16 protein-coding genes are annotated in these 18,804 nt (G+C 68.7%); 7 read left to right on the top strand and 9 right to left on the bottom strand.

The features are described from left to right. Window positions 1–23: 23 nt before the first annotated feature. The 7 genes from hemB to hemE form a co-directional block, all read right to left on the bottom strand. Window positions 24–950 (bottom strand): porphobilinogen synthase, encoded by a 927-nt coding sequence (hemB, locus tag KXZ72_RS01425; protein WP_404823676.1) that lies wholly within the window; start codon window positions 948–950, stop codon window positions 24–26. A 44-nt stretch (window positions 951–994) separates the two neighbouring features. Next, complete coding sequence (locus tag KXZ72_RS01420; RefSeq protein WP_226081971.1) at window positions 995–1,780, bottom strand: uroporphyrinogen-III synthase; 786 nt, start codon at window positions 1,778–1,780, stop codon at window positions 995–997. Further along, window positions 1,780–2,724: a hydroxymethylbilane synthase gene (gene hemC / locus KXZ72_RS01415; RefSeq protein ID WP_226081970.1), complete on the bottom strand. Its 945-nt coding sequence runs from the start codon at window positions 2,722–2,724 to the stop codon at window positions 1,780–1,782. The genes KXZ72_RS01420 and hemC overlap by 1 nt, the downstream gene beginning before the upstream one ends. Beyond that, window positions 2,721–3,890, bottom strand: coding sequence for a ferrochelatase (locus KXZ72_RS01410; RefSeq protein WP_404823675.1), 1,170 nt, complete (start codon window positions 3,888–3,890; stop codon window positions 2,721–2,723). Before KXZ72_RS01410 ends, hemC begins: the two co-directional genes overlap by 4 nt. A gap of 164 nt (window positions 3,891–4,054) precedes the next feature. After that, window positions 4,055–4,756, bottom strand: a complete 702-nt coding sequence (hemQ, locus tag KXZ72_RS01405) for a hydrogen peroxide-dependent heme synthase (RefSeq protein WP_226081968.1) — start codon at window positions 4,754–4,756, stop codon at window positions 4,055–4,057. A 7-nt stretch (window positions 4,757–4,763) separates the two neighbouring features. After that, entirely contained in the window at window positions 4,764–6,311 is a 1,548-nt protein-coding gene (locus KXZ72_RS01400) for a protoporphyrinogen/coproporphyrinogen oxidase (protein ID WP_226081967.1), read from the bottom strand. Beyond that, on the bottom strand, window positions 6,308–7,414 hold the full coding sequence (gene hemE / locus KXZ72_RS01395) for a uroporphyrinogen decarboxylase (protein ID WP_226081966.1): 1,107 nt from the start codon (window positions 7,412–7,414) through the stop codon (window positions 6,308–6,310). Before hemE ends, KXZ72_RS01400 begins: the two co-directional genes overlap by 4 nt. 119 nt (window positions 7,415–7,533) lie before the next feature. On the opposite strand from hemE, the gene KXZ72_RS01390 reads away from it, so the two are divergent. Next, window positions 7,534–8,898 (top strand): glutamyl-tRNA reductase, encoded by a 1,365-nt coding sequence (locus tag KXZ72_RS01390; protein ID WP_226081965.1) that lies wholly within the window; start codon window positions 7,534–7,536, stop codon window positions 8,896–8,898. 34 nt (window positions 8,899–8,932) lie between these two features. On the opposite strand, the gene KXZ72_RS01385 is transcribed toward KXZ72_RS01390, so the two are convergent. Next, window positions 8,933–10,669, bottom strand: a complete 1,737-nt coding sequence (locus KXZ72_RS01385; protein ID WP_226081964.1) for an ABC transporter ATP-binding protein — start codon at window positions 10,667–10,669, stop codon at window positions 8,933–8,935. Continuing rightward, window positions 10,666–12,321 (bottom strand): ABC transporter transmembrane domain-containing protein, encoded by a 1,656-nt coding sequence (locus tag KXZ72_RS01380; protein WP_226081963.1) that lies wholly within the window; start codon window positions 12,319–12,321, stop codon window positions 10,666–10,668. The genes KXZ72_RS01385 and KXZ72_RS01380 overlap by 4 nt, the downstream gene beginning before the upstream one ends. A 48-nt stretch (window positions 12,322–12,369) precedes the next feature. Between KXZ72_RS01380 and KXZ72_RS01375 the strand changes: the two genes are divergently transcribed. From KXZ72_RS01375 to KXZ72_RS01350, 6 genes are all read left to right on the top strand, one after another. Further along, window positions 12,370–13,176 (top strand): AraC family transcriptional regulator, encoded by an 807-nt coding sequence (locus KXZ72_RS01375; protein WP_226081962.1) that lies wholly within the window; start codon window positions 12,370–12,372, stop codon window positions 13,174–13,176. Between the two features lie 125 nt (window positions 13,177–13,301). Beyond that, the gene (locus tag KXZ72_RS01370; protein ID WP_226081961.1) at window positions 13,302–14,330 is read left to right on the top strand and encodes an iron-siderophore ABC transporter substrate-binding protein; all 1,029 of its coding nucleotides are present in this window, start codon (window positions 13,302–13,304) and stop codon (window positions 14,328–14,330) included. Window positions 14,331–14,554: 224 nt separating this feature from the next. Then, a complete protein-coding gene (locus tag KXZ72_RS01365; protein WP_226081960.1) occupies window positions 14,555–15,628 on the top strand; it encodes an iron-siderophore ABC transporter substrate-binding protein in 1,074 nt (357 codons plus the stop codon). 210 nt (window positions 15,629–15,838) lie between these two features. After that, window positions 15,839–16,876, top strand: coding sequence for a FecCD family ABC transporter permease (locus KXZ72_RS01360; RefSeq protein ID WP_226081959.1), 1,038 nt, complete (start codon window positions 15,839–15,841; stop codon window positions 16,874–16,876). After that, the gene (locus KXZ72_RS01355; protein ID WP_226081958.1) at window positions 16,873–17,922 is read left to right on the top strand and encodes a FecCD family ABC transporter permease; all 1,050 of its coding nucleotides are present in this window, start codon (window positions 16,873–16,875) and stop codon (window positions 17,920–17,922) included. Before KXZ72_RS01360 ends, KXZ72_RS01355 begins: the two co-directional genes overlap by 4 nt. Beyond that, a complete protein-coding gene (locus tag KXZ72_RS01350; protein ID WP_226081957.1) occupies window positions 17,919–18,752 on the top strand; it encodes an ABC transporter ATP-binding protein in 834 nt (277 codons plus the stop codon). Before KXZ72_RS01355 ends, KXZ72_RS01350 begins: the two co-directional genes overlap by 4 nt. Window positions 18,753–18,804 lie beyond the last annotated feature (52 nt).

The following is an 18,804-nucleotide window of genomic DNA, read 5'->3' as shown; positions in this document are numbered from 1 at the left end:
TGCCTCACAGAAGGGTGAAAGGTTTAGCGCAGCCAGCCGGCAAGTTCGGTGGCCCAATAGGTAAGAACCGCGTCGGCACCCGCGCGGCGGATGCCCGTGACCGATTCCTCGATCGCGCGGCGGCGATCGATCCAGCCCCGGGCGGCCGCCGCCTCAATCATGGCGTATTCGCCCGAGACCTGATACGCCCACACGGGCACCTCGCTCGCGGCGGCCACATCGGAGAGCACATCCAGATAGCTCATCGCGGGCTTCACCATCACGATATCGGCACCCTCGGCGAGATCAATCAGGGTCTCGCGCATGCCCTCGCGGCGGTTGCCGGGATCCAGCTGATACGTGCGGCGGTCCCCCTGCAACTGCGAGTCCACGGCCTCGCGGAACGGGCCATAAAACGCCGACGCATATTTGGCGGAATAGGCCAGCAGCGCGGTATCGGTGAAGCCGGCGCCGTCCAGGGCCTCGCGCACCGCCGCGGTCTGGCCATCCATCATGCCGGAGAGGCCCAGCAGGGCCGAGCCCGCGCGGGCCTGCGCGAGCGCCATCTCCACATAGCGCTCCAACGTGGCATCGTTATTCACCGCGCCGTTGGCGTCGAGCACACCGCAGTGCCCGTGATCGGTGAACTCGTCCAGGCATAGATCGGTCTGCACCACCAGCGCATCGCCCACCTCGGCAACCAGCGCCCGGGTGGCCACCTGCAGGATGCCCTCGGGATCACTCGCCTGCGAACCGTGGGCGTCCCGCACCTCGGGAATACCAAAGAGCATCACGCCGCCCACGCCGGCCTCGGCCGCGGCCACGGCCGTGCGCCGCAGCGAGTCCAGGTCGTGCTGGGATACCCCGGGCATCGAGGAGATCGGCACCTCCCCCGCGATATCCTCGCGCACAAATAGCGGCAGCACCAGCTGCGCGGGATGCACGCGGGTCTCGGAGACGAGGCGGCGCATCGCGGGCGACTGGCGCAGGCGACGCGGACGAATATCGGGGGTAATCAAGATTTTTCTCCTTCGGGAGCTGCATAAAACTCTTCCAGCGCGGCAATCAATCCCGCCACGCTCTGTCGGCTCGATTCCACGGCCACGTTCAGGCCCCGGGCCCGGGCATCCTCCGCGGTACGGTCACCGATCGCGGCCAGCACCGTATCCGGATGGCACGTGGCCTGGGCGGCAAGACCCGCGGCCACGCTGCCCGAGGTGAGCAGGATCGCGTCGATTCGGCCCGCGGCCAGATCCGCGATCACCTCGGCGCTCAGGTTCACGGGAATCGTGCGATAGCTCGTGACCGCCTCCACGGTATGACCCGCGGCACGCAGCCCGTCCACCAGCGTGGGCCGGGCAATCTCCGAGGACAGCGTGAGCACCCGACCCGCGGGGATATCGCGCGCCCGGAACTCCGCGACCATGCCGCGCGCGGAGTGATCGCTCGCGGGCAGCAGATCCACGCCGAACCGGCCGGCCTCAAGCGCATCCCGCGTGGGCTCCCCCACGGCCGCGATGCGCGTGCCCGCGGGAATGCGCACACCGCGGCCGCGCAGGATCCCCACGGTGGTGGCGCTGGTCACGGTGACCCAGTCAAACTCCCCCGCCTCGAGGCGATACAGCGCATAGTCCAGCGCGACGGTATCGCGCGCGGGGGCAAAATCGATCAGCGGGGCAAGCACCGGGAGTGCCCCGCGCGAGCGCAGCGTTTCATAAACGGCCACACCCCAGCGCCCGCCGCGCGGAATCAGGATGCTCTTTCCGTGCAGCGGGCCCGGGGGCGTGGAGGTAATAGCCACTAGTTCAGCGGCGCAATCCGGTCGGCACCCGCGGCAAGCAGGTCCTCGGCCAGGGCGCGGCCCAGCGCAAACGCGGCTACGTGCAGATCGGCCACGGGCAGCGCGCTCTCGCGGTCGAGAATCAGCCGCTCGCTGCCATCGGGTGCATAGACGGCGGCACGCAGGAACAGGGAGGATTCGCGCACCTCGGCATGGGCACCGATCGGCGCGGCGCAGCCCGCCTCCAGGCGGGCCAGGACCGCGCGCTCGGCCACCGCGGCGGCATGCGCCCCGGTGTCCTCGATCGCGGCGAGGGCCGCGCGCAGCGAGGCGGAGGCGGGATCGCCCCCGAGGCTCTCGGTGCGCACCTCGATACCCAGCGCCCCCTGTGCGGGCGCGCCGGGCCAGACATCCAACTCAAAATACTCGGTGATCGCGGCTGTGCGCCCCAGCCGGCCCAGGCCCGCGGCGGCCAGCACCACGGCGTCCATCTCGCCGGAGGAGACAAAGCCGAGGCGGGTATCCACGTTGCCGCGGATATCCAGCACCTCGATATCCGGGCGGCGCTCGCGCACCTGCGCTGCCCGCCGCGGCGAACCGGTGCCCACGCGGGCCCCCGCCGGGAGCGTGTCCAGGGTGAGACCATCGCGCGCACACAGCGCATCGCGCGCATCGGCACGCGCCGGAATCGCCCCGATCGACAGCCCGGGATAGGCGGCCGTGGGCAGGTCCTTCAGCGAGTGCACCACGAGGTCACACTCGCCGCGCAGCATAAACTCGCGCAGGGCCGAGGCAAAAACCCCGGTGCCACCGAGGCTCGCAAGCGACTCCCGGCTGATATCGCCGTGGGTGGTCACCGGCACCAGCCGGGTGGCCGTGCCGGTGACCCGGGTAATCAGGTTGGCGATATCGCCGGCCTGGGCGAGCGCAAGCGCGCTCCCCCGCGTTCCAATCAGCAGGGTCACGGACGCAGCCCCGCCAGGGTGGGCTTAAAGCCCGCGCGCACGTTTTCGCAGCAGCCGGGGCGGCATACGTCATACCAGGGGCCCAGGTCGGTCATCGCGGGACGCTCGGACTGCGGGGTGCCGTTGCGGCGCTCCAGCACGAGGTCCACCAGCCCGCTCACAAACTCGTGGTGGGTTCCCGGGGTGGGCACGCGCAGCGAGTACAGCCCGGCCTCCTGCGCGGACTCGGTGGCCTCGTTATCGAGGTCCCAGAGCACCTCCATATGGTCGCTCATAAACCCGAGCGGCACGATGATCACGGCGCGCTTCCCGGCGGCGGGCAGCTCGGCAATCACATCGTTAATATCGGGTTCCAGCCACGGCATGCTGGGCGGGCCCGAGCGGGACTGATAAACCAGCTGCCAGTCGATCTCGCGATCCAACGCCAGATCGGTCTTCACGGCCTCCATAATCACCTCGGCCACCGCGAGGTGCTGGGCGGCATAGGCGCCCCCCTCGCCGAAGCCGCGCTCTGCCGGCCCCGAACGCACGGCATCCGTGGACGGGATCGAGTGGGTGGCAAAAAGAATCTCCACGTCCGCGGCGAGGTCCACATCGCGCACCTCGGCCACGATCTTGGCCAGGGCATCACCAACACCCTCGATAAACGGGGTCACAAAACCCGGGTGGTCAAAAAACTGGCGCACCTTATCGATCTGAATCTCGCCGTAGAGGCCGGTCTCATCCAGTGCGATCGCGAAGTCCTCGCGATACTGGCGGCAGCTGGAGAACGAGGAATAGGCGCTCGTGGCGATCGCAATGAGCTTGGTGAATCCGCGCTCCTTGGCCTCGCCGAGGGCATCGCGGATATAGGGGTCCCAGTTGCGGTTTCCCCACAGCACGGGCAGATCGATTCCGCGCGCGGCCAGCTCGGCCTCCAGCGCTGCCTTGAGCTCGCGGTTCTGATCGTTAATCGGGCTCACCCCGCCGTGGTGGCGGTAGTGCACGGCGACCTCCTCGAGGCGCTCCTCGGGGATGCCGCGGCCGCGGGTGACATTGCGCAGGAACGGGATCACATCGTCCTGGCCCTCGGGCCCGCCGAAGCCGGCGAGGAGGATCGCGTCATAGTCCACGGCGGTCTCGATATAGGGTTCGCCGGTCTGCACGGCATCGGTGCCGCCGGGCACCAGGGCCTCGCGCGCGGCCTCGGCCACGGCGCTCTCGGCGGCCGGATCGGCCGTGCCGCAGGCGCAGTTTCCGCCGCAGCCACCCGTGGGCTGCTCCAGAAGGTTGGTGTTATCGGGGGCGCTCACGCGGGCCTCATTTCCGTCGCTCAGGGTATTGGGGGTGCTCATCGCAGCACCTCGGGGATCTCGGCGGTGCCGATGCGGCGGCCGGTATAAAAGGGGACCTCCTCGCGCACGTGGCGGCGGGCCTCCGTGGCGCGCAGATCGCGCATCATGTCCACCAGCTCGGTGAGCTCATCGGACTCGATCGGCAGGATCCACTCATAATCGCCGAGCGCAAAGGAGGACACCGTATTGGCGATCGCTCCCTTAAAGCCCGCCCCCATGCGGCCGTGATCGGCGAGCATCTTGCCGCGCTCGGCATCGGGCAGCAGATACCACTCATAGCTGCGCACAAACGGATACACCGTGAGCCAGTCCTTGGGCTCCTTGCCAAGCAGGAATCCGGGGACGTGACGCTTATTAAACTCGGCCTCGCGGTGCACACCCATCGCATTCCAGGTGGGCAGCAGGTGGCGCAGCAGGGCGGTGCGGCGCAGCATGCGCGCGGCGGCCTGAAGCCCCTCGGCGGTATCGCCGTGGATCCAGATCATCAGATCGGAATCGGCCTTAAGCCCGGATACATCGTAGAATCCGCGCACGGTCACGCCCTCGGCACTCACCCGATCCACCACGGCGTCCAGCTCGGTGACGAGGTCATCGGGGAGCTCACCCTGAAACTCCGGGTTTCGACGGAAAACGGTCCACAGGGTATAGCCGAAGGGGTTCTCCTCGGTATTGACCGGTGAATTCGCAGCAGACAACATAAGCTCCTTAGGACAGCTCGCCGGAGGCGAGATAGGACTGTGCAACCAGGTGACGCACGCGGCCTGCGGCCGCAAGAGCGTCGGGGACGACCGAGGCGAGCCCGGTGCCCGAAAGCCAGGCACCCGTCACGTCGAGGCCGGGGATACCGGTGATGACCCGGCGCAGGCGCGAGGATCGCTCGCGCTGGCCGAGCGCAGCGCCCGGAAGTGTGCTGTGGTGGCGATCGCGGGTAAACCCGGCCACCGTATTGGGGGCCAGCTCGACCCCCAGGATCGCGGACGCATCGCGCAGCGCCAGATTACGTGCGGCGGTATCGTCCAGGCCCACGCTCGCGCCGCGCGCCCCGCTGCGGCCATAGGACAGCCGCACCACGTGGCGTCCGCCGTGGAGGCGCGTGCACTCCTCGGAGAGCCACGCCCATTTGGCGGTGGAGTGGGTGAGGGCCTTTGCACTCACGCCCGAGCCCGGGCCATCGGCCACGAGGACTCCGCTGCCGCGCGGATGCGCGTCCAGGGCCGGGGCATCCAGCACGAGGCTGAGGATTTCCAGCTCCTCGGGCTCGGCCGCGGCCGGGGCCTCGCCCAGCTCGGTATGCGCGCCCGCGAGCCCCAGCGCGGTGCGCTCGGTGGTGGCGATGATCACATGATCGGCATCCAACGCGGCATCGGCCGCGAGGAATACCCGCCAGAGGGGTGCGGGGGCCTCGGGATCCGCCGGGAACTCATCCGCGGGGATCTCGGGCGCGGGCACGGCCTCGGCCTCGGGATCCAGCGGATTAACGCGCTCGGCCTCGCCGTCCACGATCGCGACCAATTCGGTCACGGCCACGCCGGTGAGGATGCTGCCGCCGAGGCGGCGAATCTCCGCCTCAAGCGCGAGCACCAGGGTATACATGCCGCCGCGCAGCGATTCCACGCGGGATCCGGGCTTGGCCGATCCGCGCAGGCTGCCCACGGCGCCGGACAGGGAGCCCGTGGTGGTCAGCGCGGCGTTCAGGCCGGGGGCGGCGAGGTCCACGTCGAGGTTTTCCGGATCGGAGGAGTACACGCCGCGGGTGACCGGGGCCACCAGCTCGTTAAGCACCCGCTCGCCCATGCGGGATTCCACCAGCGCGCCGAGGTTTTTTTCGCGGCCCACGGTGAGTACGGGCTTTATCCGGTCGGCATAGGCGCGGATCGCCCCGCTCCAGCCGATGATCGCGCGCACATCCGCGGCCAGCGGATTGGAGGGGATGCCGAGGATGCCCGTGCTGGGCATCGGAAAGGATTGGCCGTCGCCGCGGCGCAGCCAGGCGCCCGCGGGTTCGGGGGTCACGATGGACTCCCCCAGGCCCAGGCCCTCCACGAGCGTGCGGACGCTGCCGCCGCGCGTGGCATAGCTTTCGGCACCGGTATCGATGGCGAGGCCGGCCACCTCGCTGCGCGAGACGCTGCCGCCGAGGCTTTCGCCCGCCTCGATCACGCTCACGCGGATGCCCACGCGCGCGCAGTCCAGCGCGGCCACCAGCCCGGAGATACCCCCGCCGATGATCACCACATGGCGCTGCCGGATCACAGGGAATGCACCAGCTCAACGATGCGGGTGAGCACGGCGGGATCGGTCTCGGGAGGCACGCCGTGGCCGAGGTTCATCACGTGGGACGGGGCCGAGAGGCCGCGCGCGTGAATCTCGCGGACATGCTGTTCCAGGACCTCCCACGGGGCGGCGAGCAGCGCGGGATCGATATTTCCCTGCACCGGGACGGTGCCGCCGAGCCGGCGCGAGGCCTCGTCCAGCGGAATCCGGTAGTCCACGCCCACCACATCGGCGCCCACCTCGTGCATGGGCTTCAGGATCTCCCCCGTGCCCACGCCGAAGTGCACCACCGAGAGGTCGCGGGTCTCGCGCCCCTCCGGGGTGGCCACGGTATAGCGGATATCGTGCACGTATTCGAGGGCGAGGCGGCTGGCCGGGGCCACGTGTGCCTCATAATCGGCGCGCGAGAGCGAGCCGGCCCAGGAGTCAAAGAGCTGCGCGGCGGAGGCGCCGGCGAGGATCTGGGTGCGCAGGAAGATTCCGGTGACCTGGGCGGTCCAGCGCATGAGCGCGGCCCAGGCCTCGGGCTCGGCATGCATCATGGTGCGCGCGTGGATGTGGTCCTTGGAGGGGCCACCCTCCACCAGATAGGCGGCGAGCGTAAACGGTGCCCCGGCAAAACCGATCAGCGGGGTGGAGCCCAGTTCGGCCACGGTCAGACCCACGGCCTCGACGATCGGGGCGAGGGTATCCTCCAGCTGCGCGGGATCGTGGGCGATGAGCTCGGCCACATCCGCGGGGGTGCGCACGGCCTTGCCCAGGACGGGGCCGCGCCCCGGGACGATCTCCACGTCCACACCCACCTGCTTGAGCGGCACCACGATATCGCTGAAGAAGATTCCGGCGTCCACGCCGTGGCGGCGCACGGGCTGCAGCGTGATCTCGCTGGCCAACTCCGGGGTGAGGCACGCATCAAGCATCTGGGTTCCGACACGCAGGGCGCGATATTCCGGCAGCGAGCGTCCGGCCTGGCGCATAAACCAGACCGGGGTGACATCGGGACGGGTGCCGCGGTAGGCGGTGATCAGCCGGGAGTCATGCGTAAGACCGGCTTCCAGGGGATGATTCGAGGTGACGTGCATGTCTCTATACTCTCAAATACTTCGGCCGATGTAGCCGACAGATTGTCGAGCCCTCACCGACACCTTGTCGGGAACTATATGCTGGTCAGACACCAAAAATCTGTGGGTATCATGGTGCTGTGTTGATCTGTCTGACCGCGAGCCATAAGAACGCCTCCTTCGACCTTCTCGAGCGCCTGTCCACCGGCGCCGAGAGCCTCGGTCGATCCATCACCGCCTTTGATGAGGCCGTCTCCGGGGCCGTGGTCATCGCCACCTGCAACCGCTTCGAGGCCTATCTGGAATTGGATCTCGCCGGCGCGCCGCCCCTGGGCCGCGCCGCCGTGACCGCCGCCGCGAGCGAGGCCACCGGGATCGCCGCCGAGGAGCTGCGCGAGGTCTGGTCGCTGCACGTGGGCGAGGATGCCGCGCGCCACCTCTTTGCCGTGTCCGCGGGCCTGGAATCGGTGGTGGTGGGCGAGGGGGAAATCGCCGGTCAGGTGCGCCGCTCGCTGGAAACCGCGCGCGCCGAGGGCACCACCACGAGCCACCTGGAACGCCTCTTTCAGCGCGCATCGCAGACCTCGCGCGGCGTCAAAAATAAGACCCCGCTGGGGCGCGCCGGGCGCTCGATAGTGCGCCTCGCCCTCGACCTCTCCGAGGGGCGCATCGCCGATTGGTCCGGGACCCGGGTCCTGCTCGTGGGCACGGGTGCCTATGCGGGTGCAAGCCTGGCCGCACTGCGCGATCGCGGCGTCACCAATATTGCCGTGTATTCCCCCTCGGGCCGCGCCCGCCGCTTTGCCGAGGGCCACGATATCCCCTGGGTGGCCGCCGCCGATTATGCCGCCGAGGCGGCCGCCGCGACCATCATCGTGACGTGCACCACCGCATCCGAATACGTATTGGATGCCGAGATTCTGCGCGCCGGCCGGCGCGCCGAACCCACGCTTCCAGCCTTTGACCGCGATGGCACGCCCGGCTGTCCGGTGGATCACGCCGCCGGCCAGCTGGTGATCGACCTGGGCCTGCCGCGCAACGTGAATCCCGATGTCTCCGGGGTGAGCGGCGTGGACCTGCTGGACCTGGAGACCATCCGCATTCACGCCCCGCTGGAGGAGGTTGAGGCCACCGATCGGGCCCATGTGATCGTGAATCGCGCGGCCAAAAAATTTGTTTCCGTCACGGATGAGCAGGCGCTAGACCCCGCGGTGGTGGCCCTGCGCGGTTATGCGCAGCGCATCCTGGACGAGGAGATCGCGCGCGTGGCCGGGCGCGATGCCGAGGGCGTGGCCGAGAAGGCGCTGCGCCATATGATGGGCCGCCTCCTGCATAAGCCCACGGTGCGGGCGCGCGACCTCGCCCGCAATGGTGAGCACGACCGCTATTTGGAGGCGCTGGAGGTGCTCTTTGGCCTGGAGGTCGAGGAGGATATCGAGGTGCGCACATTCCCGCACGCACTCGGCGGGGCCCCGGTCGCGCTGCCGCACACCCAGACCGCCTAGGCCGGCCGGGTCACCCCGGCGGCGGAGGTCGCAGCTAGCCGCGCTCGCGCGCCCAGGCCGCCCAGAGGTTGGCATAGAGCCCGCCCGCGGCCAGCAGTTCCTCGTGGCTCCCCAGCTCCACGATCCGCCCCGCGTCCATCATCGCGATTCGGTCGGCCGCGCGCGCCTGGGAGAGGCGATGGGCCACCACCACCGAGGTGCGACCCGCAAGCACGGTCTCGGCCGCGCGTTCCAGCGCGCCGCCGGACCCGGCCTCCGAGGTGGCCTCATCCAGCACCACCAGCGGCGGATCGGCCAGCAGGAGCCGGGCCAGCGCAAGCTGCTGGAGGCGGGCGTGATCCAGCGCCTCGCCCGAGGCCCCGATCCGGGTGGCCAACCCCTCCGGGAGCGTATGCACCCACTGCGCGCCCACCGCGTTGAGCGCGGCCAGGACCTCGGCCTCGCCGCGGGTGGGGCCGGCCAGCAGCAGGTCCTCGCGCAGCGTGCCGTCAAAGGCGTGCACCTCCTGGCTGAGCAGATAGGGTCGGCCCCGGAACGGCTCGGCGTCCCGGGTGAGCCGCAGCGCGCCGCGGTCGGCCTCCAGGAGGCCCGCGATCAGCCGGGCGAGCGTGCTCTTGCCCGCGCCACTGGCCCCGACGAGGGCGATATTCTCGCCCGCGGCCACGCTCAGATGAATATCACTGAGGGCGGCGCGGCCCGCGTCATAGCCATAGTCCAGCCCGGAGATGGTGATCTCCACGCCGCCCGCGCCGGGTGCGACGGGTTCAGGGCGCGCGGCGGGCAGCGGCAGATTCATCACGCCCACCAGGCGCGCCAGGCCAATCCCCGCGCGCTGGAGCTCGTCGATGCTGGAGAGCAGCTGCCCGATCGGACCAAACAGGCGCAGGAAATACAGCGCGGCGGCCGTGGCCGCACCCACGCTGACCTCCCCGAGCGATACCAGGATAAATCCCACCGTGAGCACCGAGGCCAACCCCAGATACTCGGCGGCATTGAGCCCGCCAAAAAAGCGCGTGCGCAGGGCGACCGCGCGGCGCTGCAGTTCCACCGCGTGGGCGCTGCTGGCATCCACGAGGGTGCGGTGATGCTCCACGCTGCCCAGCGCTCGGATCGTATCGGCCGCGGTCACGGCCTCCAGGGTGTGCTGGCTGCGCGCGGCCTCGGCCGCACGCACCTCGCGATAGACCGGGCGGGAGCGGCGGATGAAGCGCGCGGTGACCCACCACTGCAGCGGCACCGCGATCAGCGCCGCGGCCGCGAGGCGCAGATCCAGGACACCCAGGCCCACGATGGTCACGCCGATCGCGAAGGCCGAGGCGGTCAGGCCCGGCAGGATCCCGCTCGCGGCCTCGCCCACGGCCTCCACATCCCCCGTGACACGCGATACCAGGTCGCCGCTGCCCGCGGCCTCCACCTGCCCGATGGGAATGCGCAGCGCGGCATCCAGGACCCCCTCGCGCAGCTCGGCGAGGGCCGAGTGCACCAGGCGCGCCATGAGCACCGAACCGGCCATCACGATGAGGGCGCCGAGCACCCCGGAGGCCAGGAGGCCGCCGCCGAGCCAGAGCAGCGCCGAGGTCGCGGCGGAATCGCGCACAGCGTCCACCAGCATGCCCAGCAGCAGCGGGGTAAGGAGGGAAACGGCCGATCCCAGCAGCAGGGTGAGAAGCGCGGCGCCAAGCAGACCGCGCCGGGTGCGCATCAGGTGGGCCACCGCGGCGCGAGTCTCCCGGGCATCCGCGATGGGCAGAGTCAAAAACGTCGAGGTCATGCGGAGGCATCCATCCGAAAACTTGTAGCATCGATAACACGGTGGCAGGCGGCCAGCAGAACCGGGCTCGTGGTGATCACGATCAGGGTCGCGGGATGCTCCCGGAGCCTCCGCGCGATTGTGGTTTCGGTGACCGCATCCAGCGAGGTGGTGGGCTCATCCAGGACCAGGAGCGGGTGCGGGCGGTGCAGGGCGCGGCCCAGGATCACGCGCTGGCGCTGGCCGCCGGAGAGCCGGGACCCACGCTCGCCCACCTCACCCCGGGCGCTGCCACCCAGCCCGTCGATCACATCATCCAGCGCCGCGGCCCGTAGGCTGCGCTCATCCAGGAGCGCGTCACTGAGGTTATCGTGCAGCGTCCCACTGAAGACGGATGCGGCATGCGGGGGAGCAAAGATTCGCTCCCGCAGCGCGCGGATCCCGAGCGCATCGGCGGGCACGCCGTTCACGCGGAGGGCACCCTCCGCGGGGTCGGCGCGCAGGCCGCAGCGATCCGAGAGCGCGCGGGCATCACGCGCCTCGGCCACCCGCACCCCCACCAGCTCGCCCGGCAAAATCTCCACCAGCAGGTCCCCGTCCACTCCCCCAAACTCCAGGCGCGAGACCGGCTCCGGCTCCCCCGCGGCGGGCCGCGCGGCATCCTCGGCGAGGTGGAACTCCGCCGCCAGCAGCTCGCGCACCCGGGAGACCGAGGCGCGCTTATGCGCCCAGTTCGCCCCGAAGGTTCCCACATGCGCGAGTGAACCCTGCAGGAACTGGGCAAGCCCCACCACGGCCACAAGCTGCCCCACGGTGATCTGACCGGAGAGCGCCATCGCCCCCGCCGCCAGCGCGGTAGCCGCAAGAAATACCGCCGAGAGCGCCGTGCTCAGGGCCTCATAGGCCGCGAGCGAGCGGGCCGCGCGCACCGCGGCGGCGGCCGAACCCCGGCTGCGCAGCCGATAGCGGCGTGCGGCCTCGGCCTCGGCCCCCATCCCGGAGAGCACACGTAGCCCCTCCATCAGATCGGCGGCCATCGCCCCGGCACTCGCGGCGGCCGCCTGCTCCTCATAGCCGCGGCGTTCCAGCGGGCGCGAGACCACGTGCATTACCCCCAGGACAATGAGGGTTGCGGCGATCACGCCGAGCCCCAGCGGGAGCGAGATGATCAGCAGCGAGACGGTCGACACCGCAATCGCGGAGAGCGTGCCGATCTGCTCGGTAATCGACCAGGACACCCCGGAGACCCGGGCCGTATCCGAGGCGGTCACCGAGAGTAGGTCACCCGAGCCGCGGCGGCCGCGCACCCCGCGCGGATGCAGCACTCGCAGCACCGAGGCCGAGCGCAGATCATGGGCACCATAGCCATAAACATCCACCATCATGCGTGCCGCCCACTGCCAGGACAGCGAGAGCACCAGGAAGTTCAGCCCGAGGATCCCGAGCCACAGCAGCAGCTGCGGCAGATCCGATCCGCCGATCGCGCGATCGATCACCACCCCCACCACCACGGGCACCAGCGCCTCGGTGGCCTGATGCAGGATAAACCCGAGCGAGGCCCCGGAGAGTTTTTGCCCTCGACCCTCGGAAATCAGTGCCGTGCGGAGGATTCTTTTTCCCGTCCACGGCGTATCGGCGGGCTGGGGAGGGGCACTCGGGGTAGGTAACACCATTCGATGGTAAGGGTAGGCTGGTCTTGCTTCTACCAATTCGGAGGTCAATTGCTATCGCATTCCGGACACGCGGCAGAGCGCCGCGTCCCCGATAATTTTCTCCTCACCACCAATACCCATCTGGGCACCCCCGGGGAGCGCTGGGCACCGCATACCCACGCCGAACACATGCTGATCTGGTCCGACCGCGGATCCATTAACGTGCATACCGCCGACCGCCACTGGGTGCTGCCCCCGGGGCTGGGCCTGTGGATCCCCGCGGGCCAGCGCCACGAGGTATTGGCCTCCACCCAGTCCCAGTACTGCTGCACGTATTTTGCGCCGGAGGGCTGCGAGATCACCTGGCCCGAGCCGGTGACCATCGGCGTGAGCCGCGCCCTGCACGAGCTACTCCTGCACCTCGCGGCCACCGGCATGGAGCCGGAAAAGCGCCTGCGTGCGCAGCGCGTGGGCATCGACCTGATCCACGCGGTGGGCATCCCCAACCTCGCGGTGCCGCGGCCCAGCGATCCGCGCATCCTGCCCCTGAGCACGGCGATCCTCGCCAATCCCGCGGATGACCGCTCGCTCGACGAGTGGGCGCTGGAGCTCAATCTCTCGGTGCGCACGCTCGCGCGCGCCTTTTCCGAGGACATCAATATGACCTTCTCCCAGTGGCGGCTGCTGGTGCGGGTGCGCGCGGCCATCGCGCTGCTCTCGCTCGGCGAACCCGTGGGCCTGGTGGGTCGCCGCGTCGGTTATCACACCGTGAGCGCGTTTGGGGCTGCCTTCCGCCGGGTCACGGGACACAGCCCGGGCGGCTATTTTCGGGACGGGCGGCCCGCAATGACCCCGGTTCTGTCCGATCCGCGATAAGACTCGTCTGCCATGCGCGCCCAAAAACTCCTAGTCTGAGATTCGGCCCCGACGTGGCCAAGTGAGGTAAGCCTACCCTTTTATGGCCCCCGCTCCCCCGGACTGAAAGCACCCCGATACCCGCCATGACCCGCACCCCGTTCCGCCCCCGCATTGCCACAGCACTGGCACTCACGCTCGCCTCGGCCCTCCTGCTCGCGGGCTGCTCCTCCACCACCGCCCCCGCCGAGGGTGGATCCTCCGCCGCGGCCGGCGGGGCCTTCCCCGCCACCCTGGAACACGCCTATGGCGAAACGGTCATCGAGGCGGAGCCGCAGCGCATCGTCACGATCGGCTGGTCCACCCACGATGTGGTGGCCGCGCTGGGCGTGGTTCCCGTGGCGATCCCCAAATTTGGTTGGGGCGACGATAAGGAAGGCTATCTGCCCTGGTTTGAGGAGAAAATCACCGAGCTTGGCGGCGAACAGCCCGTGACCCTCGACTCCTCCGAGATCGACTTCGAAAAGCTCCTGGAGCTCAACCCCGACCTGATCCTCGCCCCGTATTCGGGCATCACAGAGAAGGACTATGAGCGCCTGAGCAAGATCGCCGATACGGTGGCCTTCCCCGAGACCGCCTGGACCTCCGATTGGAAGGAGCTCACCCGCACGGTGGGCACCGCCCTGGGCCGCAGCGATCGCGCCGAGAAGCTGATCACCGATACCGATGCCAGCATCGCCGCGCAGGCGGCCGCACACCCCGAGTTTGCCGGAAAAACCTTTGTTTATAGCCTGACCCTCTCCGAGGGCGAAAGCACCATGGGCCTCTACGGGGGCAGCGATCCGCGCGTGCAGATCGTGGAGCAGCTGGGCATGGTCAGCGCCCCCGAGATTAAGCGCATGGACGAGCAGGGCGAGAAGGCCGCCTGGAACTATAGCCTCGAAAACCTCGACCAGCTCGAGACCGACGTCCTGATCGCCTGGGGCGATGACGAGGGCAAGACCCTCACGCTTGAGAACCCGATGATGCAGCAGTGGTCGCCCGTGGAGAATAACCACGCGCTGATCTTCACCGATAGCGATCTGGTCTGGGCCACCTCGGCCCCCACGGTGCTCTCGATCCCGTGGTCGCTGGATAAGTTTGTGCCGATGCTTTCGGAGACCGTCTCCCGCTAGCCGCCCGCCCGCCCGATCCCCGGATCGGGCGGGCGTTATGCGCCGGAAAACACGGCAAATCCGGCCATCCGCGCGGCGAATCATGCGACCGCGGGTAGCCTCATTCACGAAAACTTTCCCCGATAATTCGTGAAACACGGTAGAACAACCTAGACTTAACCAGGTAAGCCTTACCTAAGCACGAGCGGCCGCATCCGGCCACCGAGAGAAAGCACCCGCACCACATGCCCCTGCACTCCCCCACCCGCTCGCGCCGCCGCCGCCTCGCGAGCACCCTCGCCACCGTCGCCGCCGCCACCCTCATCGTCACCGGTTGCGCCGGAAGCCCCGAGAAGGAGGAGCCGCTTGGCTCCCAGGCCACGGGCGTGATCGGCCAGGCCGATGAGGGCGCGTTCCCCACCACGATTAAGCACGTCTATGGCGAGACCACGATCACCGAGGAACCCAAGCGCGTGGTCACGATCGGCTGGAGCGCCCAGGACGCCGTGGCCGCACTCGGGGTCACCCCCGTGGGGGTCCCCGAATATATCTGGGGCGGCGATGAGGACGGCTATCTGCCCTGGTTTGCCGACCGCGTGGAGGAGCTCGGCGGCACGCTGCCCGAGAAGCTGAATAACGGCTCCAATGGCGAGATCGATTTTGAGCAGATGCTCGCCCTGGACCCCGATGTGATCCTCGCGCCGCACTCGGGGCTGACCGAGACCGATTATGAGCGCCTGAGCACCATCGCCCCCACCGTGGCCTTTGATAAGACCGCGTGGGCCAGCGAGTGGGATCGGCTGACCCTCACGGTGGGCCAGGCCCTGGGCCGCACGTCCACCGCCGAGGCCCTGGTCTCCACCACCAATACCCAGATGGAGATCCAGGGTTCGGCCCACCCCGAGTTTGCGGGCAAGACATTTGTTTATGGCACCTCGCTGAGCGAGGGAGACTCCGATCTGGGCGTCTACGCCCCGAGCGATCCGCGCATCCAGATCGTGGAGCAGCTGGGGCTGACCCTGGCCCCCGGCGTGGCCGAGAATACCACCCCCGATGGCGGCTTCTCCCAGGCCGTGAGCCTCGAGGACCTGGACCGCCTTGATGCCGATCTCTTCATTTTCTGGGGCTCCGAGACCGCCGAGGAGCAGGCCACCCTCGGCAATGCACTCATGGCGCGCTGGCGTCCGGTGGCCGAGAACCACGCCCTCTTCCTGAGCGATAAGTCGCTGGTTATGGCCACCTCCGCCCCCTCGGCGCTGTCGATCCCGTGGTCGCTGGACACGTTTGTGCCCGCGCTCGCGGACATGATCAACCGCTAGGACACCCCCACCCGGGGATCACGTCCCGACAAAAAGTCGGAACGTGATCCCCCGATCCGCGCTAAATTATGGTTAGCCTTACCTCGCACCGACGCGGGGGCAACCGTCACTCCCCCTTCGTTCTCGAGAAAGAACCCCCTCCGGCCCGATGTCCCGTTTAGCCCCCCTCCCCCCGCCGCTCTCCCCCATTCCGGGAGCGCTGAGGCCCGCATGACCGCCGCAACCTCCACCCCCGCGGCGGGACTGGCCCGCTCCGTATGGCTGCGCAGCGCCGGGTTTATCCTCGCGCTGGCCCTGCTCGCGGTGGTCAGCCTGCTGAGCGTCTTCATCGGGGCCCGGGATATGTCCCCCGGCACGATTATGAACGCGATCTTCGCGTTTGATGGCTCCACCGAGCACATCATCGTCTGGGAGCTGCGGGTCCCGCGCACGGTGGTGGGCCTGATCGTGGGCCCCGCGCTGGGCGTTTGTGGCGCACTCATCCAGGCCTTCACCCGCAACCCCCTGGCCGATCCCGGAATCCTCGGGGTCAACGCCGGCGCCGGCTTTGCCGTGACCCTCGCAATCGGGTTTTTTGGCCTGAGCAGCGCCTCGCAGTATGTCTGGTTTGCGATGATCGGCGCGGCCGCCGTGACCGTGATCGTTTATATCATCGGCTCCACGGGCCCCGATAAGGCCACCCCCGCGAAGCTCACGCTCGCGGGCGTGGCGCTGAGCGCCGTGCTCGGCGGCGTGGGTTCGGCCATCGCCCTCAAAAACCCCCAGCTCTTTGACGGTATGCGCTTCTGGGGCGTGGGCTCGCTCAGCGGCCGCTCGATGGAGGTCGTGGCGCAGATCGCACCGTTTATCGTGGTGGGCCTGATCATCGCCCTCGCGGTGGCCCGCCCGCTGAATGCGCTCGCGCTGGGAGACGACCTCGGCCGCTCGCTCGGCGTGAAGATCGGCTCCACCCGGGTGCTGGTGATCATCTCGGTCACGCTGCTGGCCGGTGCGGCCACCGCCATCGCGGGTCCGATCGCGTTTGTGGGCCTAATGGTGCCGCATGCGGTGCGCTGGTTCACCGGCCCCGATCAGCGCTGGGTGATCCCCTATTCCATGGTGGTGGCCGCGCTGCTCCTGCTGATATCCGATATCCTGGGCCGCGTCCTGCTGCCCACGGGCGAACTGCGGGTCGGCCTGGTGACCGCCCTCGTGGGTGCGCCGGTGCTGATCGCACTGGCCCGCCGAAAGACGGCGAGTGGACTATGAGCGAAAAACTAGATTTTGGCCGCCCCACGATCGCGCTGCGACCCGAACGGCTCAGGCTCTCCTGGCGCATGGATCGGCGCAGCCTCGTGGTGGTCCTGATCCTGCTCGCCCTGACGTTTATTATCGGCGTGATTGGCCTGGGCCTGGGCAGCTATCAGCTCACCCCGGGACAGGTACTGGGTGCGCTGCTGGGTAACGCCGAGAGCGCCAAGATCAACATGCTTGTGGTCGAGTGGCGACTGCCGCGGCTACTCTTTGCGGTGGTCTGCGGCGCCGCGCTGGCCATGAGTGGCGCGATGTTCCAGTCCCTGACCCGCAACCCGCTGGGAAGCCCCGATGTGATCGGGTTCTCCGCGGGCTCCTATAGCGGGGCACTTGTGGTCATGCTGGTGATCGGCTCGGGCTCCTATACGGCAATCGCCGCGGGCTCGCTGATCGGCGGCGCAGTCACGGCCCTCGTGGTTTATCTGCTCGCCTATCGCGGCGGGGTGCAGGGCTTCCGCCTGATCATCATCGGCATCGGGATCGGCGCACTGCTCGGCTCGGTGAACTCCTATCTGATGCTGATCGTGGACGTCAAGGAGGCGATGGTGGTGGCCTCCTGGGGCGCCGGCTCGCTGAACGCCCTGGGCTTCACCCAGTTCTGGCCCATGTTTATCGCCTTCCTGGTGCTCGCCCCGCTGGCCTTTGGCCTGGGTGGCGGCGTGGGACAGCTGGAACTGGGAGACGACGCGGCCCAGGCACTGGGCAGCCGGGTCGAGCGCACCCGGCTCACGGCCACGCTGGTGGGGGTGGCCCTGACCGCGATGGTCACGGCCGCGGCCGGCCCCATCTCCTTTATCGCCCTCGCCGCCCCGCAGATTGCCCGGCGACTGACCCGGTCCTCCGGGGTAGAATTGCTGCCGTCGGCGGCCGTGGGCGCACTTCTTCTCACCGGCGCCGATATATTTGCCCAGCAAATCGGCGTCCCGGTGGGCCTTGTTACCGTGTCGATCGGTGGCGTATACCTGATCTGGCTGCTACTTCGGGAGTATAAGAATAAATGACGCTGAACACAGAACAGACCCGCACCGCCTCCCCCGCGCCCGCGGGCACGGCGAAGCTGCAGACCGAGTCGGTGAGCATCGGCTACGATAAGCGCCTGATCAGCGAGGACCTCTCGGTACATATCCCCGAGGGTTCCTTTACCGTGATCGTGGGACCCAATGCGTGTGGCAAGTCCACGCTGCTGCGCGCGCTGGCACGCCTGCTGAAGCCCAGCACCGGCCACGTCCTGCTGGACGGCGGGGATATCTCCAAGCTCGGCACCAAGGAGCTCGCGCGCCGCCTGGGGCTGCTGCCGCAGACCTCGATTGCGCCGGATGGAATCCGGGTGGCCGATCTGGTGGCCCGCGGCCGTTATCCGCACCAGGGTGTTTTTGATCGCTGGTCGGCCACCGATGAGGCGGCCGTGGTGGCCGCCCTGGCCGCCACCAAAACCACCGAGCTCTCGGGCCGCCTCGTCGAGGAACTCTCGGGCGGCCAGCGCCAGCGCGTCTGGGTGGCGATGGTCCTCGCCCAGGAGACCGGCGCGGTCCTGCTGGATGAGCCCACCACCTATCTGGATATCGCGCATCAGATCGACGTGCTGGAGCTCTTCCGCGAGCTGAACCGCAGCAATGGCCAGACGCTTGTGGCGGTGCTGCACGATCTGAATCATGCGGCTCGCTATGCCACCCATGTGATCGCGATGAAGGACGGCAAGATCATGGCCAGCGGCCCGCCCGCCGAGGTCATCACCGAGGATCTGGTGGAGGAGGTCTTCTCGCTGCCGTGCAAGATCATCGAGGACCCGGTCACCGGTTCGCCGCTGGTGATCCCCCTCGGTAAGCCCTAGCCGCCGCTAGGCACCCGCCCGCCGCTCCCCCGGAACGGCGGGCGGGTTTTTA

The organism is Mycetocola spongiae (assembly GCF_020424085.1).
GTDB lineage: Bacteria > Actinomycetota > Actinomycetes > Actinomycetales > Microbacteriaceae > Mycetocola > Mycetocola spongiae.
This window is presented reverse-complemented; position numbering and strand designations above follow the sequence as displayed.

Bases quoted from the DNA above. Each gene is read 5' to 3' on its own strand.
- hemE (WP_226081966.1), bottom strand. From the start codon at position 7,414: ATGCACGTCACCTCGAATCATCCCCTGGAAGCCGGTCTTACGCATGAC.
- KXZ72_RS01385 (WP_226081964.1), bottom strand. From the start codon at position 10,669: ATGACCTCGACGTTTTTGACTCTGCCCATCGCGGATGCCCGGGAGACT.
- KXZ72_RS01380 (WP_226081963.1), bottom strand. From the start codon at position 12,321: ATGGTGTTACCTACCCCGAGTGCCCCTCCCCAGCCCGCCGATACGCCG.
- KXZ72_RS01350 (WP_226081957.1), top strand. From the start codon at position 17,919: ATGACGCTGAACACAGAACAGACCCGCACCGCCTCCCCCGCGCCCGCG.
- KXZ72_RS01370 (WP_226081961.1), top strand. From the start codon at position 13,302: ATGACCCGCACCCCGTTCCGCCCCCGCATTGCCACAGCACTGGCACTC.
- KXZ72_RS01360 (WP_226081959.1), top strand. From the start codon at position 15,839: ATGACCGCCGCAACCTCCACCCCCGCGGCGGGACTGGCCCGCTCCGTA.
- hemB (WP_404823676.1), bottom strand. From the start codon at position 950: ATGCGCCGCCTCGTCTCCGAGACCCGCGTGCATCCCGCGCAGCTGGTG.
- KXZ72_RS01365 (WP_226081960.1), top strand. From the start codon at position 14,555: ATGCCCCTGCACTCCCCCACCCGCTCGCGCCGCCGCCGCCTCGCGAGC.
- KXZ72_RS01355 (WP_226081958.1), top strand. From the start codon at position 16,873: ATGAGCGAAAAACTAGATTTTGGCCGCCCCACGATCGCGCTGCGACCC.
- hemQ (WP_226081968.1), bottom strand. From the start codon at position 4,756: ATGTTGTCTGCTGCGAATTCACCGGTCAATACCGAGGAGAACCCCTTC.